The sequence below is a fragment of the Virgibacillus proomii genome (assembly GCF_900162615.1).
GTDB classification, from domain to species: domain Bacteria; phylum Bacillota; class Bacilli; order Bacillales; family Amphibacillaceae; genus Virgibacillus; species Virgibacillus proomii.
The window spans coordinates 311647-328458 of record NZ_FUFN01000010.1 but is presented as its reverse complement, the minus strand read 5'-3'; the positions used below and the strand labels follow the sequence as shown (position 1 = coordinate 328458).

At 36.8% G+C, this 16812-nt stretch carries 13 protein-coding genes, 3 pseudogenes and 1 other annotated feature; of the genes and pseudogenes, 8 read left to right on the top strand and 8 right to left on the bottom strand.

The window, feature by feature from the left end; all coding sequences use genetic code 11:
- Nucleotides 1–380: 380 nt before the first annotated feature.
- Nucleotides 381–2300, bottom strand: a complete 1920-nt coding sequence (gene thrS, locus BN1066_RS09585) for a threonine--tRNA ligase (protein ID WP_077319231.1) — start codon at nt 2298–2300, stop codon at nt 381–383.
- Nucleotides 2301–3528: 1228 nt separating this feature from the next.
- Nucleotides 3529–3753, bottom strand: a binding site (T-box leader).
- Between the two features lie 344 nt (nt 3754–4097).
- Here thrS and BN1066_RS09575 point away from each other — a divergent pair.
- From BN1066_RS09575 to BN1066_RS09555, 7 genes and pseudogenes are all read left to right on the top strand, one after another.
- Complete coding sequence (locus tag BN1066_RS09575; protein WP_077319229.1) at nt 4098–5126, top strand: LacI family DNA-binding transcriptional regulator; 1029 nt, start codon at nt 4098–4100, stop codon at nt 5124–5126.
- A gap of 169 nt (nt 5127–5295) precedes the next feature.
- Entirely contained in the window at nt 5296–6975 is a 1680-nt protein-coding gene (locus BN1066_RS09570) for a glycoside hydrolase family 13 protein (RefSeq protein WP_245799757.1), read from the top strand.
- A 21-nt stretch (nt 6976–6996) separates the two neighbouring features.
- Nucleotides 6997–7626, top strand: coding sequence for an ABC transporter substrate-binding protein (locus BN1066_RS20765; RefSeq protein ID WP_245799756.1), 630 nt, complete (start codon nt 6997–6999; stop codon nt 7624–7626).
- Between the two features lie 46 nt (nt 7627–7672).
- Nucleotides 7673–7867, top strand: coding sequence for a hypothetical protein (locus tag BN1066_RS20760; protein WP_245799755.1), 195 nt, complete (start codon nt 7673–7675; stop codon nt 7865–7867).
- The gene (locus BN1066_RS20755; protein WP_245799754.1) at nt 7839–8342 is read left to right on the top strand and encodes a type 2 periplasmic-binding domain-containing protein; all 504 of its coding nucleotides are present in this window, start codon (nt 7839–7841) and stop codon (nt 8340–8342) included. Before BN1066_RS20760 ends, BN1066_RS20755 begins: the two co-directional genes overlap by 29 nt.
- Nucleotides 8272–9105: pseudogene (locus BN1066_RS09560) on the top strand (carbohydrate ABC transporter permease). Before BN1066_RS20755 ends, BN1066_RS09560 begins: the two are co-directional and overlap by 71 nt.
- Nucleotides 9102–9920: a carbohydrate ABC transporter permease gene (locus tag BN1066_RS09555; RefSeq protein ID WP_077319227.1), complete on the top strand. Its 819-nt coding sequence runs from the start codon at nt 9102–9104 to the stop codon at nt 9918–9920. Before BN1066_RS09560 ends, BN1066_RS09555 begins: the two are co-directional and overlap by 4 nt.
- 666 nt (nt 9921–10586) lie before the next feature.
- On the opposite strand, the gene BN1066_RS09550 is transcribed toward BN1066_RS09555, so the two are convergent.
- The 5 genes from BN1066_RS09550 to BN1066_RS09530 all read right to left on the bottom strand — a co-directional run bounded on the left by BN1066_RS09550 (nt 10587) and on the right by BN1066_RS09530 (nt 14403).
- A complete protein-coding gene (locus BN1066_RS09550) occupies nt 10587–11441 on the bottom strand; it encodes a DUF72 domain-containing protein (RefSeq protein WP_077319226.1) in 855 nt (284 codons plus the stop codon).
- A 68-nt stretch (nt 11442–11509) separates the two neighbouring features.
- Nucleotides 11510–11767 carry a spore coat protein gene (locus BN1066_RS09545; RefSeq protein ID WP_077319225.1) on the bottom strand — a complete coding sequence of 86 codons (258 nt, stop codon included), beginning with the start codon at nt 11765–11767 and terminating at the stop codon, nt 11510–11512.
- Nucleotides 11768–11778: 11 nt separating this feature from the next.
- A complete protein-coding gene (locus BN1066_RS09540; RefSeq protein WP_077319224.1) occupies nt 11779–11964 on the bottom strand; it encodes a hypothetical protein in 186 nt (61 codons plus the stop codon).
- A gap of 85 nt (nt 11965–12049) precedes the next feature.
- Complete coding sequence (nrdG, locus tag BN1066_RS09535) at nt 12050–12505, bottom strand: anaerobic ribonucleoside-triphosphate reductase activating protein (RefSeq protein ID WP_077321428.1); 456 nt, start codon at nt 12503–12505, stop codon at nt 12050–12052.
- A gap of 23 nt (nt 12506–12528) precedes the next feature.
- Entirely contained in the window at nt 12529–14403 is a 1875-nt protein-coding gene (locus tag BN1066_RS09530) for an anaerobic ribonucleoside triphosphate reductase (RefSeq protein ID WP_281250286.1), read from the bottom strand.
- 775 nt (nt 14404–15178) lie between these two features.
- Between BN1066_RS09530 and BN1066_RS21230 the strand changes: the two genes are divergently transcribed.
- Entirely contained in the window at nt 15179–15298 is a 120-nt protein-coding gene (locus tag BN1066_RS21230; protein ID WP_425445275.1) for a putative holin-like toxin, read from the top strand.
- 404 nt (nt 15299–15702) lie between these two features.
- Here BN1066_RS21230 and BN1066_RS20750 read toward each other — a convergent pair.
- Together BN1066_RS20750 and BN1066_RS20745 are read right to left on the bottom strand one after the other, a co-directional pair.
- A pseudogene (locus BN1066_RS20750) lies at nt 15703–15951 on the bottom strand (MBL fold metallo-hydrolase); the annotation flags it as partial.
- A 151-nt stretch (nt 15952–16102) separates the two neighbouring features.
- Nucleotides 16103–16653, bottom strand: a pseudogene (locus BN1066_RS20745) (MBL fold metallo-hydrolase); the annotation flags it as partial.
- Between the last annotated feature and the right edge of the window lie 159 nt (nt 16654–16812).

The following is a 16812-nucleotide window of genomic DNA, read 5'->3' as shown; positions in this document are numbered from 1 at the left end:
GAAACGTAGTCTGATGGAATACATTTTCTAATAACTCTCCTTTTCATCTTATTGAATGTTCAAAAAGTCTGCTGAACTATAAACAAAGATTTATCGATCGCCTGTTTCTTGTGATCCCTGTTTCTAACTTGATTGCACTCTGCTATTATAAACGATGTCATCCTTGAACTTCGACACACAGGACATGCTGGTGTTACAACAGAACAAAGATTCACGAAGAAAAGATCGACAGCGAGACAACGATTTACTCAAGGACGTTGCGATTTTAACCGACCTAACCTTAAGCTTTTTATCTTCTTTTTTGAACATTTCATATCGAAACTTATTATCAATAGTTTATTCCAAGATGTCAAAACTTTCTTCACCACATTTGGAAAGTACTACAGCAACCTATCATTAATCTGCTGCTGAAGACCTTTCAAAAAGCTGGCTAATGATTCACTTTCGGATCGCTTACTTCCGTATTTTCTAACATGGACACTGCCTGCTTCTACCTCACGATCCCCTAACACAAGCGTATATGGTATTTTTTGCATCTGTGCTTCCCGTATTTTATAGCTTATTTTTTCATGTCTGTTATCTACCTCAACTCGAATAGCTTGTTCTTTCAATTTCGCTTCAACTGCTTTGCAATAATCCGTATGCACATGAGATACTGGAATTAGTTGTACTTGAACTGGAGCAAGCCAGACTGGAAAAGCACCTGCAAAATGTTCAATTAAAATGCCAAAGAATCGCTCAAGCGAGCCATATATAGCTCGGTGGATGACTACTGGACGAACCTTTTCGTTATTTTCATTGATATAAGATAGATCAAATTTATCCGGCATTTGAAAGTCAAGTTGGATCGTTGCACATTGATGGCTTCGTTCTAGCGCATCCTTAATGTGAAAATCAATTTTTGGACCGTAGAACGCACCATCTCCTTCATTTAATTGATAAGGAACTTCTAGTTGTTTTAAGACATTTTGCAGTGCTTGTTCAGATAATTCCCATAAATGATCTTCACCTAATGAAGGTTCCGGCCTCGTTGATAGCTCAACGATATACGTAAAACCAAAAGTACGATAAATCTGATCAATCAGGTTAAAAACCTGTTTAATTTCCGATTCAATTTGATCTTTACGTACAAAAATATGAGCATCATCCTGACAGAAAGTCCGAACACGCAGCATACCATTTAAAGCACCGCTATATTCATGACGGTGAACTTGCCCAAATTCCGCTATACGCACTGGTAAATCTCTGTACGAATAAAGTTTATTTTTAAAAATAAGCATATGTCCCGGACAATTCATCGGTTTAATTGCAAAGTTAGTATCATCTACTTCTGTGAAATACATATTTTCATGATAGTGATCCCAATGTCCTGATTGTTCCCAAAGACGTTGCTTCATCATTAAAGGTGTCTGTACCTCTTTATAAGAAGCAGTATTTTGCATTTCTCTGGAAAACTGTTCAAGTTCCTTTCTTATTATCTGTCCTTTTGGTAAATAAAAAGGCATTCCTGGGGCCTCTTCAGAAAACATAAATAACTGCAATTGCTTCCCTAATTTACGGTGATCTCGTTTACTAGCTTCTTCTAAGAAATCAAGATGCTTCTGCAATTCGCTTTTTTTATTAAATACATACCCATAAACTCGTTGAAGTACATCCCTTTCACTGTCTCCACGCCAATATGCACCTGATACGTGTGAGAGCTTAAATGCTTTCACATATCCTGTACTTGGTACATGCGGTCCACGACAAAGGTCAATAAATTCCCCTTGATGATAAATGGTTATCTCCTCATGCTTATCCAGCTCTTTTAATAGTTCTAGCTTAAACGGTTCATTCCGCTGGGAAAAGAGCTGCATAGCCTCATCGTATGAAATAGCTTCCCGCCTTATTTCCAAATCTTCTTTAATGATGATTGCCATTTCCTTTTCAATTAATTGTAGTTCCTGCTCGCTTAACCGTTCATTTAACTTACAATCATAATAAAATCCATGTTCTATTACTGGTCCAATCCCGAGCTGGACATTATTAAATAATCTTTTTACTGCTTGTGCAAGTACATGGGCTGTTGAATGCCGTATTACTTCTAATCCTTCTTTCGTATCTGATGTAAAAATCTCCACGGATGCATCATCCATCAGTTTGTAGCTCAGATCAACTAATTTCTGATTTACTTTAGCAACTACTGCATTTTTTCCTAAACTAGTGCCAATCGATGAGGCAACCATTTTAACAGTAGTTCCTGCTGGATAGGTTCTTACTTCTTCGTTTGGTAAGTGAATGTGAATACTTGAGTTGTTCATGATACATACCTCCTTAAAATTTAAAAAACTCGGCTAGTGCATGTTGGATTTATACTGTGAACTGGGAATCTTACGGCACCTTACATGCGGGATAAAGTGAAACTTCATTCCGTGAAATGCTTTTTACACGGAATGTTAGTTGAACCAATCGGGCATTTAGGTGCCGTTGTCTCACACTTCGACTCTTTTGTATCAATTCAGGACTTGAAGTGGGAATCTTACGGCACCTTACATGCGGGATAAAGTGAAACTTCATTCCGTGGAATGCTTTTTACACGGAATGTTAGTTAAACCAATCGGGCATTTAGGTGCCGTTGTCTCACACTTTGACTCTTTTGTATCAATTCAGGACTTGAAGTGGGAATCTTACGGCACCTTACATGCGGGATAAACCCTAAAATTTTATACTTTCATATAGTATTAAAAAAACACATTCTTCCCTCCTCATAAAGGGACGAATGTGTTATCCGTGATTCCACCCAACTTTCCAAAGTAATATAAGGGAAACTTTATCCAAAGATTGTTTTTTCCTTGATTGTTAGTACCACAAGGGTATGACGACCTCCAGGCCCTTGAACCAATCAGGCATTTAGGTGCCGTTATCTCCACCTAGATATCTTCGTATTCTATATCCCCTTAAAATAGGGGGTTACGGTACCTTAGATGTTTATAAATATTACCTTGGCTCATCTTTGCTGTAACGTAGCTTTACGGTATTGGTTACTCTTTTTCCCCAATACAGCTCGTGAGGTGGTCAATTATTTTTCATCACTAGGAAGTTCACAGCTCCTCTTCCCTCTCTGTTAGCTGTAAAAATAATCCATATCCTCGTCATCGCTATTGCATATTTCCTTTTTTCTAATACCCATGAAACAAAAACGCAAAAAACTTGTTTATCGACGTACATACTGGGAGAACTTCTGATATGATAAAGTGAACCTTCATTCAAGGATAGCTTTTCGCCTTGAATTAGTTGATCAAAGACTAATTTTAAAACTTTCTTGATAAACAAGAACTCTTTTTCTGCGATGCTTAATCAAGAAGTCTTTCTCTCCTTGTCGCCCGAATGAATCAGACATGAAGGCGCATCTTCCGCTTTAGATATTTTTAATTATTGCTATGAGGGTCTAACAGCAAATTACCTTAGCGAAATAAAATATCTTTATGTGTCGAACAACTTTTATGCCAATACTTATAGACACTAAAAAACACATTCTTCCCTCAATCATAAAGGGACGAATGTGTTACCCGTGGTTCCACCCAATTTTCCAAAACAACATAAATATTGCTTGGCTCATCTTTGCTGTAACGTAGCTCTACGGTATTGGTTACTTCTATTTCCCCAATACAGCTCATGAGGCGGTTCATTATTTTCCATCACTAGGAAGTTCGCAGCTCTCCTTCCCTCTCTGTTAGCTGTAAAAATAATAATTGACCTCGTCATCGCTTCTTAATTGCATTTTCTTTTTATTTTATCCTACCGCAATATGCTTAAAAAAGCAATATTTAGTTTCATGAGTTTGTCAAGTGTTTTTTAGGCATTATCGCTCCTGAACCCGCAGTAGATTTACACTTCGCTTTTCGCAAGCAACGCCTCAATTTCCTCGGCTTTTTCCACCTCAGCAATTGCAACTAAAAATGCAGTAAGGATCATTGGCATCGGCTCCAAGATGCTTTTCTTCGTTCTTATTTAGACACTTATTCAACGCTTCTTAATCCAATTTTTCTCAAACAACAGTTGACAATGGTTTCATAACCAGATAATATGGAGTAAACGTTTACTCTAAGGAAGATAGTATGAAGAAATCAACGATAAAAGATGTTGCAAAAGAGGCTAATGTTTCTATTGCAACCGTTTCCCGAATTTTAAATGAAACGGGAAAAGGCTATTCTGAAAAAACAAAGCAGCATGTAATGCAAACGATTGAACGAATGGGATACTATCCAAATGCTATTGCAAGAGGTTTGATCAATAATGAAAGCGGATCGATTGGCGTCTTATTCCCTGAAGTATCCGCAATGGTTAGTGCAGAACTGCTCCATGGTATTGAATCCGCAGCGCAAGCATTTAGAAAGAGTGTAATTGTATGCAACACTTCCTCTGACCAAGAGAAAACAAAGCATTATTTACGATTGCTTTATGAAAAGCAGGTTGAGGGTGTTATATTTGCAAATGAAAGACTGACAAACAATTATCAGCGAATTGTTACACAAATGAATGTCCCATTTGTAACTTTGTCTGGAACAACTGAAATAAATCATATTCCAGAAATAAAAGTTAATGACGTCCAGGCTTCTTATGATGCTACTCGTTACTTAATAGAACAAGGACATACCCGCCTCGCTATGATAAGTGGGAACCCCAATGATTTAATTGCTGGTGCTCCGCGTATTGACGGCTTTAAAAAAGCACTAAAAGAAGCGAGGCTACCTTGTGAAGACACCCAAATTTGTTGGAATAATGCCTTCTATTTTGATGATGGTAAAATTGCTTTTCGCTCCATTATTAAAAACCACCCCGAGACAACAGCTATTTTTGCTGCAAGTGATGAACTAGCTGCAGGTGCCATGTCGGAAGCGCATGCTCAAGGCATAATGGTTCCGGATGATTTATCAATTATCGGTTATGATAATACAAAACTTGCGATGATGCTCATCCCTTCTTTGACCACCGTATCGCAAGAATTTGAAACAATGGGGTACAAGGCTGCTAACATACTTTTCCAATCAATGATGGGGGAAGAAGTAGAGTCACTTACAATGAAACATAAAATTATCGAAAGAGGATCGGTGAAAAGCGTTAACGAAAAGTTTAAAAACCAATAGACGAATAAATAAATGGTGGTCTTTTCTGTGCAGCTGTATGATGTTCAACAGCTGCCCGAATCTTATCGTCTATAACGTCTCGATTCTTTTTGAAAACGAAAGGTTCGTATTACCTTTTTCTTTTTTAGCATTATAGTAAACGTTTAACCTTATGGAAAGGATGATTTTTTTGACACAGGCAAATTGGTGGAAAGAAAGCGTTGTTTATCAAATTTATCCACGCAGCTTTCATGATAGTAATGGTGATGGTATTGGCGATTTGCAAGGAATTATTCAAAAGCTTGACTATTTAAAAAAACTTGGGATTGACGTGATTTGGTTATCCCCTGTTTATGATTCACCTAATGATGATAATGGCTATGATATTCGCGATTATCATGAGATCATGGATGAATTCGGTACCATGGAAGACTTTGATGAATTACTAGAAGAATCTCATAAACGAAATATTAAAATAGTGATGGATCTTGTGGTTAATCATACATCTGATGAACATGAATGGTTTATCGAATCAAGGTCAAGTAAAGACAGTCCAAAACGTGATTATTATATTTGGAGAAAAGGAAAAGCCAATGGGCAGCCCCCAACTAACTGGGAGGCGGCATTTAGTGGATCCGCTTGGAAATATGATGAGGCAACAGATGAATATTATCTTCACATGTTTAGCCAAAAACAGCCTGATTTAAATTGGGAAAACCCCGCAGTACGTGCAGATGTATATCAAATGATGCGATGGTGGCTCGATAAGGGAATTGACGGTTTTCGTATGGACGTAATTAACTTAATATCCAAAGATCTAAGCATGCCAGAACGTGAGCCCGACCCTGGAAAAGAGTTTGTTTCGGCATTTGAATTTCATGCGAATGGTCCACGCATTCATGAGTTTCTTCAAGAGATGAATAAAGAAGTTTTAGCTCATTATGACATCATGACGGTTGGTGAAACACCAGGGGTATCTGTTGAACAAGCGAAGCTATATACTGGCGAGGATCGTAACGAATTAAATATGGTTTTTCAATTTGAACATATGGGGATTGGAGACGGCCCAGACGGAAAATGGTCCAATCTTCCATGGAAGCTTACTGAGCTAAAGCAAATTTTAAGCAAATGGCAGTATGGCTTGGAAAATACGGGGTGGAATAGTTTATATTGGAATAATCATGATCAGCCAAGAGTTGTTTCCCGCTTTGGTAATGATAAAGAGTATCGTGAAAAATCAGCAAAAATGCTAGCAACATTACTGCATGGAATGAAAGGAACTCCTTATATCTATCAAGGTGAAGAAATTGGCATGACGAATATTCAATTCCCTTCTATTGATGATTATCGGGATATCGAACTGATCAACTGGTACAATGAACGCCTTTCGCAGGGACATAATAAAGAAGATTTAATGGAAGCGATTTATGCGCGCGGCCGCGATAACGCTAGAACGCCAATGCAATGGAATAATGAAAAACATGCCGGATTTACTACAGGGGAACCATGGCTTTCTGTAAACCCTAATTATCAGGATATTAATGTAGAAAAAGCGCTTGATGATGCAAACTCTATTTTTTATTACTATCAAAAATTAATCTCTCTTCGTAAGCAGGAAAAGATTTTCACTCATGGAAACTATCAATTGCTGCTTGAGGATGATGAAGCTATTTTTGCTTATACAAGAACTTATCAGCAAGAAAAACTAGTTGTTGTATGCAATTTTACAGATCAGGCTCAAACATGTGAACTCCCTAACTTAACAGGTGACATTGAATTGTTCATTACAAATGAACCAACCGATGATCTGCATATACTTCATCATTTTACATTAAATCCATATGAAGCATTTATCTATAGACTTGCTTAAAACAGAAAGAAGGAGATTCTAATGAAACTTGTTTCTTCTCTAGTTATGTCGTTCACTACAGCTGCTTTACTTGTCGGCTGTAGTGATTCTTCTACTTCTGAAAACATTGTAGAACTAGAGCTATTTTCCAATAAAGCTGAAAATATAGCTACCTATGAATCGATGATTGATCAATTTGAAAAAGATAATCCTACTATCCGTATTCATTTATATGCCCCACCAGACGCAGAAACTTTGTTACGCACACGGCTTGTAAAGAATGATATGCCAGACATCCTAGCAATTGCCGGAAACGCTTTGTACCGGGAATTAGTAAGTGTTGATATGTTAGTAGATTATAAAGGGGAGCCTATGTTAGAGACTGTGCAATCTGCATATTTACAAACACTTTCTGATTTAGAAGGATCCGAGTCTCATGGGATACATGGTGTTCCATTTGCTGCTAATGCAAACACCATGATTTACAATAAAGCAAAACTCGAGGAACTTGGTGGGGAAATTCCAAATACTTGGGATGAATTCATTCATCTATTGGAGAAAGCGAAGGAAGCTGGAGAAATACCTATATACTTCACATTTAAAGATGCATGGACAACCATGCCCGGCTTGGAACTCACTAGCAGGGAATTTACAACCAAAACAATTCGCTGAACGAAAAACAAATCAAGAACTGTCATTTCAAGAGACACACCAAGAAGTGGCCGAAAAGTATTTACAACTAAAAGAATACGGCCATGATCGAATGTTTGGTATTGGCTACCATGATGGAAATCAGGCTTTTTCCCAAGGAGAAGGGGTGTTTTATTCACAGGGAAATTGGGCAGTACCTGAACTGCTTAAACTAAATCCAGATCTCGATCTCGGTGTATTTGCCCCTACCCGTAACAAATGATCTAAATAAAAATAATTTGGTATCTGGGATTGATGTTCTGTTTGCTACCTTAAAAGAATCGAAACATCAAGAAGGAGCTAAAAAGTTTATTTCATTTATGATGGAAGAAGAACGACAAAAACAATATATGAAGGAGCAATCTGCCTTCTCTGTACGCAAAGATGTTATATCTAATGATCCTGTAATGCGAGGAATTCAGAAAAATTTCAAGGAAGGAAAAATAAGCAGCTTTCCAGATCACTTTTATCCTGCTGGAATGGGTGTACAAAATATGGTGCAGGAACTTCTCTATCAAGGTAACACTTCCAAATTGTTAAAAGACTTGGATCGAGAGTGGGACCAAATTCAATTAAGATATCAAGGAAGTGAGTCAATTGAAAAGTCGACAACGAGCTTTTTTGTTTATGACCATCCCGGCAGTTTTTTTGTTTTTTATTTTCCACACCTTCCCTCTCATTCAGGGTATATTCTATAGCTTTACGAACTAGCGAGGTTATGGTGAATGGGATTTTACCGGTTTTTCAAATTATATAAATGTATTTAAGGATCTTCGTGCTCTAAACGCATATGGATTTACGTTTAAATTTGCTATCGTCTCCACAATTTTAGTAAATATGTTTAGTTTATTAATCGCACTTGGCTTAAATTCCAATATTAAGTTTCAAAAAACGTTACGAGCTATCTATTTTTTGCCGAATATTTTAAGTATTTTAATCGTGGGTTTTATTTTCCAGTTTATCTTTACCATATTTTTACCGCAAATTTCGGAAAGCCTTGGTATCCAAGCACTAGCAACCAATATATTAGGCAGCCCCGATCATACTTGGATTGGTGTCGTCAATATGGCGGTATGGCAAGCTACTGCATTTAATACCATCCTTTACTTAGCTGGATTGCAGACAGTACCAGGAGACGTTTATGAAGCTGCTGCCATAGATGGAGCATCCCCATGGAAAAGATTCTGGTCGATTACATTTCCCTTAATTACGCCATTTTTCACAATTAATATGGTACTCGCTTTAAAAACATTTTTAATGGTATTTGATCATATTATCGCTTTAACCGGTGGTGGCCCAGGCTATGCAACAGAATGTATTTCAGTATTAATTTATCGAGGTGGCTTTGAAGGTGGGCAATTTGGCTATCAATCGGCTAATGCTGTCATCTACTTTATTGTTATTGTTGCCCTATCGATTATTCAATTACGTTTCTTACAAAAACGGGAGGTGCAGCAATGAAAACAAAGAAAAACTGGTTCGTTACGATATTATTAATGGTTGAGACGCTACTGATTTTTTTTCCGTTATTTTTAACGATCACGGTCGCGCTAAAAACACCTAAGGAAATGGCTGGTTCATTACTATCATTACCAAAAGAATGGCGGTTCCAAAACTTCCTAGATGCAATTGAATTGACTAATTTCTTCCAAGCACTATCAAATAGTTTTATCGTTACCTTTTTTGTAGTTGTATTAACGGTGTTAACCAATTCTCTTGTATCCTACGCTATTGCTAGAAATATGCATAAGCGATTTTTTAGAGGATTATTCTATTATTTTGTTAGTGCTATGTTTGTACCGTTTCCGATAATTATGCTCCCACTTGTCAGACAAACAGCACTATTAGGAATGGATAACTTGGTTGGACTCATCTTTTTATACATTGTGTTTCAATTGTCCTTTAATGTATTCATATATGTGGGCTACATTAAATCTATTCCAGTTGCACTGGAAGAAGCAGCTGTAATGGACGGGGCAAATTCATGGAGGATTTTTTGGAAAGTTATCTTCCCGCTTCTTACACCAATGAATGCGACAGTGGCAATCCTGACTACATTATATGCTTGGAACGACTTTATGCTACCACTAGTAATTTTAACAGACTCGGAAAATGCAACCTTGCCATTGGTTCAATATATTTTTCAAACTGAATTTAGCACCAATTATAACTTAGCATTTGCTTCTTATCTGCTCGCGCTCTTACCAATGGTAATTGTTTATCTGATAGCCCAGCGCTGGATTATTAGTAACGTCACACGTGGAGAGGTTAAATAATTGATGATCAAACAAAGCATTAATCATTCCGGATAAGTGTTACGTGAATCCGATTTTATCCCGCTTGTAACTGACAGTAAAACCTCTACTCCCTTGCAACGAGGTGAACCTAGAGAATAAATAGAGGATCTTACTGCAAGTCAAATGTCCGATTCTGTTCAGAGGTTTTTAGGTCATACCCTTTTCGGTACTAACAATCAGTGAGGACCAAAGAGAAAACTTCTACTGATTAAAGATTCACTTTATTGGATACATACTTTACCTTTCGTCTTTAGCTGGTAATGTAAGCCTTACCCCCGTAATATCGAAAAAACAGCTATTACCTTAAAAAATGGTAATAGCTGTTTTTTGAAATATCGACTAGCTACGAAGACCTTGGATTCGAGGTTATTTTTCAAGAATTGTTTTTATCATGTATAAAGTAAACAATTCCAAATATAAGGAGATGATCTTTTATGAAAGAAAAAGATGAACGAACGTCGGGAAAGTAAACATGATGTTCAAACGGGTTTTTTGCGCGGTCGCCCGTAATGATAATATTGTGTTAATTAATATTGTCATTCGTTTCTATAAATAAATCATTGATAGTGTCATTTCTTCTTTGTTTCATCGTATAAAGGACGATTAATATCAGCCCAAAAGCAGAACACCTTCCCTGTTTCTATATTAAAACAGATCCAATTGCTTTGGAGCAAGACCATCATATTCGATCCCTAACAATTCTTGTAATTGCTTTGCATTTCCTGCTGCGTCACCACCGGAATTATTGTTAAACAAAACAATAATATCCTTCGATTCTATTTTCAGCTTTTCCAGTCGTGTTTTCCATTCTAAAAGTTCCTTTTCATTGTATTTATATAAATAGCGTATATCACGCCAATTCGTGTCAGCACTGGTTGGTTTATTCCAACCGTGAACATTCCTGCCATGCAGGCGAATCAAAGTTAAGTCATCGTTTGTTGCTACCAGGATGGTTGGGATTGACCCTTCACCAGCTTGTGGTTCATCCACAACCGAATGAATCCATCCTTCTTCCTTCATAAACATTAACGTACTGTCTCGAAAACGTTCACTAAACCAAGACTGATTTCTAAACTCTAATGCAACTGGTATATCGTTCATCATTTTTTTACAATACCGTAAATAAGTTACATTCTCTTTAGTACAATCAAACCATGGAGGAAATTGAAATAAAACCATTGCCAGTTTATTTGCTTGTTGATATGGCTTTAACGACTCTTTAAATGCTCGAAACATTTCTGCCTTTGTTGAAAATGGGTCATCTTCTCTCCGACGATGCCCCGTCATCCCTTGATATGCTTTTACGACAAAGCGAAAGTTTTCCGGGGTTTCTGAAACCCACTTTTCAGCATTATGAACAGGCTGGACAGCATAAAATGAGGCATCCACTTCTACAACAAGAAAATGACTGCTATATTCAGCTAATTTATCTTTCGGTTTAATTTGTGCAGGATATAAGGAATAATGATCTCCCCATCCAGTCAGTCCAATGTAAATCATGAAAAACCTCCCTATCACTACTTATCATAGCATAGGGAGGCTTCTGCATGAAAACTATAAGAGCTTACTCACTGTTGACCAGCTGTCAGCTCTGACTTCACTTGCTGAATTTCTTGCTGATCAGCTGGCATTGCTGGCTTATAGTGACCTTTTTGGGAAGCAAAACTATATACCTTTCGCTGACGAGCTTCATCATTATTTCTCATATTAATTAATGTTTGTCTAAGCTGTGCATTATTCGCTTGACTAATATAATCAGCATAGCTTTTTAAACTGGCATTTAATCCGTTTAAGTAGTCATTTACAATATCTTTATCCTGTAACAATGTTAGCCCTCCTATTGTAAAAATGGTAATAGCTGCTGTTGTGCTTGTCTTGCAGCCTGCGCATCCTGAAGTAATATGGATTTTAACTCTTGATCCGTTGCTGACTGTGCATAGGCTTCGAGTTTATTGGCAATCATCCCATGTTCACTAATAATTTTTCGTAAATTCTCCAGTTCTGTCTGAGTCAAATTATTCATGGACGCAATCTCCTTTCTAAAAATTCAAGCTTAGTTTGTGCATTTTTAGAAAGGTTATACGTTATAAAGAAGGGTTAACATCTTTCTATATTGGACGGTGTTCATCCATATGAATGATTCGCTGATTTCTGCTACCGCGAAATGACAACGTTAAATCTCGTTCTGCTAAAATAAATGGGCCATCAACTAATACATCGACATATCTTAGCAATTCCAATTGATTCTCGTCTTTTATTGTTAGCAGTTGCTCAATCGTCCACCCTGTGTAAGCCCAGATGTTTTTCCCATGTTCCTCTTTAAGCTGTTTCGCAATTTTAGAAGCTGCTTTCGCTTGGAAAAAAGGATCACCACCACTTAATGTAATATCCGTTAATGGGTTAAGAGCCTCTTTGACAACTTCCTCAATTTGCATTTCTTTTCCATTTCTTATATTCCATGATTTTGGATTGTGGCATCCTTTGCAAAAATGGGGGCATCCTGCAAAAAAAATTACCGTGCGTAGTCCTTCTCCATCAACAACGGAATCATGATAGATGGACATAATACGTGCTGTTTCTGTTCCCATTATAAATGTTTCACCCGATCATGCTCTTCCATCGCCTTAGCCGTATTCCATTTATCCATTGTGCCAACAAGATAGCCGGTAATCCGACGTATTCTGTCAAATTCTGATTCCTCCGTCGTGTGACAGCCTGGACATTCATTATCAATCACCCCAGTATAACCACAGCTTTTACAACGATCAACTGGGTGATTAATACTACCATAACCTATCCCACATTCCGCCATTGTTTTAACAATGGTATCCATTGCTTTTAAATTTTTACTAATATCTCCATCAACTTCAATATACGTAATATGCCCTGCATTCGTAAAAGGATGATACATTGCTTCTTTTTTTATTTTATCCAATGCACAAATTGGATAATAAACAGGAATATGGAAAGAGTTCGTATAATAACCTCTATCCGTGACACCTTTTATGATGCCGAACTCTTTCTGATCTTGCTTGGTGAACCTTCCACTTAATCCCTCAGCTGGAGTAGCGATTAATGAATAGTTTAAATCGTATTGTTTACATGCCTGATCACATTTTTGTCGTAAAAATGCCACAATTTCTATTCCCATTTTCTGTGCTTCCTCTGATTCGCCATGATGCTTACCAATAAGTGCAACAAGACATTCCGCTAAACCGATAAACCCAACGCTTAAGCTGCCTTGCTTCAATACCTTTTCTAATGTGTCATTTGGGTTTAACTCAGAACTTCCCGTCCAAACTCCTTCACCATGTAAAAAAGTGAAATCCTTCACAAGTTTACGTGATTGAAATAAGAAACGATCATATAGTTGACGAATGACGATATCCGTATATTTATCTAATTTATTAATAAATGCTTCAAAAGTTTGTGATGTTAGTGCTATTTTTACCAAATTAATACTAGTAAACGATAAATTTCCGCGACCTACACTGTTTTCTTTACCATGGCGATTAGCCATAATTCGAGTACGGCAGCCCATATAAGCTACTTCAGAATCTGGTTTTCCTTCTTCATAGTACTCCAAATTAAACGGCGCATCGATAAAACTGAAATTAGGAAAGAGACGTTTTGCAGTTGTTTCCAATGCTAATTGATATAAATCATAATTTGGATCTGTTTTATAAAAGTTAACACCTTTTTTCATTTTGAAAATTTGAATTGGAAAAATTGGCGTTTCTCCTTTTCCTAATCCTGCCTGTGTAGCTAATAGAAGGTTTTTTATAATCATTCTTCCTTCCTTACTCGTATCCGTTCCGTAATTAATCGACGTAAATGGAACTTGACCACCACTTCGGGAGTGCAGACTATTTAAGTTATGAATAAATGCTTCACATGCTTGATAACAATCTTTGTTTGTTTCTTCCCATGCTAACATTTCCAACTCAGCTTGAGTAAGTGGAAGTTTATACGATTTCAACCTGTTCAAACGCCGTTTATATGTTCGTCTTACAAATGGAGCTAAATCATAATCAAACGCCTGAAAACTTTGCCCTCCATGCTGTTGATTCTGATTGCTTTGAAAAATAATCGCAGCTAATGCCATCGCACTCATAATTGTTTGTGGTGAGCGCATATAGCCGTGGCCTGTGTTAAAACCTTTTTTCAATAACTTACCTAATGGTATTTGACAACATGTTGCAGTACCTGTTGGCATATAGTCTAGATCATGAATATGAATGTAATTCTCCTTTAGTGCTTGATTTGCTTCAGTACTTAACAATTGCGTTTTCGCATAAAATTTAGCACTTTCATTGGCAAATTTATTCATTTGTCCACAAGGAGATCGTCCATCTACATTTGCATTTTCTTGAATTAAATCTTGATTAGAGCTTGATACAATTTCATGAAAAGCTAACATTAATTCGTCGTTTTTATTAATAGGCTCAGCTTTTAGATTCACCACATTTATTCCTCCTCATCTTCCTGTTTTAACGGAAGATTTTTATCCAAATAGTACATTAACCATAGTATGTAAAAACAAACACACTATATATAGTGTGTTAAAATAAAAAAGCATACTATATATAGTTATATAGTATATGTAAATCAACAAAAATTCAAATGTATATTTTATGACTTTTTTTATAAAGACTAATTTTAGTCTACACGAACAAAAATTAGAATCGGTCGGTAGCAACATACAAACCGAAGAACTCCCAATAAAATAAAAGCAACAGTGTCGATGTTAACTTATCATGGAAGAATAGCGGAGTTGGCTATAGCATGAGTGCACGCTTAGAAGATGTAACTACTTTCAAAAATATATCTACCATAAAGATACGGATATAAATTCCCCTAAACATTAAAAACTGTTGACCAATGGCTACTAATGCTTCATAGACTTATTGATCAATAATTCACATTTGAATTTAAACTTAATTAACTTCTTTTACACTACAGGTGAAAAAATAAATACAGCAGCTCTTCACTTTGACTCATACATTATAAATTCCTCTTACTTTATTTTAACAGCTTTTATAAAAAATAATACCTTTACAGCTTACTACATAATAATTAGCTTTTATGTGACAAGAACTTGACAATATTTAAATTTAAAAATACTTTTTATTAATACTACGAAGCTTCTTAATACCGTCATCAGATCTTTTTAGAATATGTACATGAAGTTACATTCCAATTTATGCTATAATTGCCTATAAGTGCATAAGGCTTTCATGGGTGGTGGCTCATCCCTTTTTAGAAAGGGGGTGAGGCCTATGACAGTTTTCGAAGGATTGGTCTTAATGATCTCTTTCGGAACGCTCATTGTAGCTATTCTGTCAGAAAAAAAGTAACCACCCTAGCCTGACGAGCATTTAATGGTTACTTTTTCTCAAATGTGAGTCGCCCCCTTAAAGGGCTATGCACAAAGCCGTTTGGTGTTTCCAGCACCAAGCGGTTTTTTATTATATTGTCTATCCCTTATAGTATACCCGATTCGTTTAAAAATGAAAACCAAGCAAAATCGATCCGAAAACTTGGCTGTCGACAAGTCGTTTAAAGATAAGCGCTAAGTTACATATAATTTGAACATTAATACTTATTGAGTCAACTGTTGTTAAAGTTTTATATTTTTCTAATGGAAAAAGTAAAATTTTAATGTGGACATACCCCGTCCACAGCCAACACAACAAACATTACAGTTAACTCTAACCAATAGGAGTTACATTCTGTATACCATATCTAACGTGCAATCTAATTAGAATTGCATACGAAAACTGTTAAATTCATGTACACCTGTACCAAACCTTACAAGATCATGTTCTAGTAGGTAAACAACTGCCCTATTCACTTCGTGTAAAATAGCTGGATCAAGTCCTAGGGTATTATGGGAACCAAATAATCTAGTCACCCCATCTATCTTAGAAATCCTCATCAATGACTGGACTAAATCAACCGGGTTGCTTGATGGGAAAAAAGCATAAACAGGCGTTTCGTCGTACAATAAAGTGAAACTTCATTCAGTAGGAGTTTTCTTCCATCTCCTACTGAATGTTAGCTTGAACGAATCGGGCATTTAGGTGCCGTTTTCTCCCACTTAGACCCTTTTGTATCAACTCAAGGCTCTTGAAGTGGGAGTCTTACAGCACCTTACGGGATAAATCGCCAGTAAATAAATATCCCCTGCTCCGATCAAAAATTACTATATGTCCTGGGAGTGACCTGGCGTGTGATAGATAATTAACTTTCTATTTCCTAGTTCAATAATGTCCCCATCTTTTACTATATATGTAGGAAAACCTTGAAACGGTTTACATGTATCTGGATCAAACGTCAGAGGTAGGTATAGTTATATCTCTAGCTAGATTTTTTCTGATTTGCTCTAGTGACAAACCTTGAATGCCATTGATGAGCCAATCTTTACCTGCTTCATGAAATGAATTTTATCATATTCTCCATGACTTCCTATATGATCCGTATGTACGGTGTGGCCAAAACTTCAATTGGTTTATATGTTTAATTAATCCGTTATTCGTTTCATGCTGTCAATTCCTAAACCAGTATCAATCAATACAGCCTTTCTTTCACCTAACACCAAAAAAGAATGTACCTTCTGCCAATGTCCATATTCACTAATAGCATATGTCTCACTATCGATTTTTTGAACGGTAAACCAATTATCTTTTAACAAAATAAAGTGAAACTTCATTCAGTAGGAGTTTTCTTCCATCTCCTACTGAAAAGCTTGAACGAATCGGGCATTTAGGTGCCGTTTCCCCCACTTAGCCCCTTTTGTATGAACACAGGGATCTTGAAGTGGGAGTCTTACGGCACCTTACATGCGGGATAAATCCCCCTCTCGTATTAC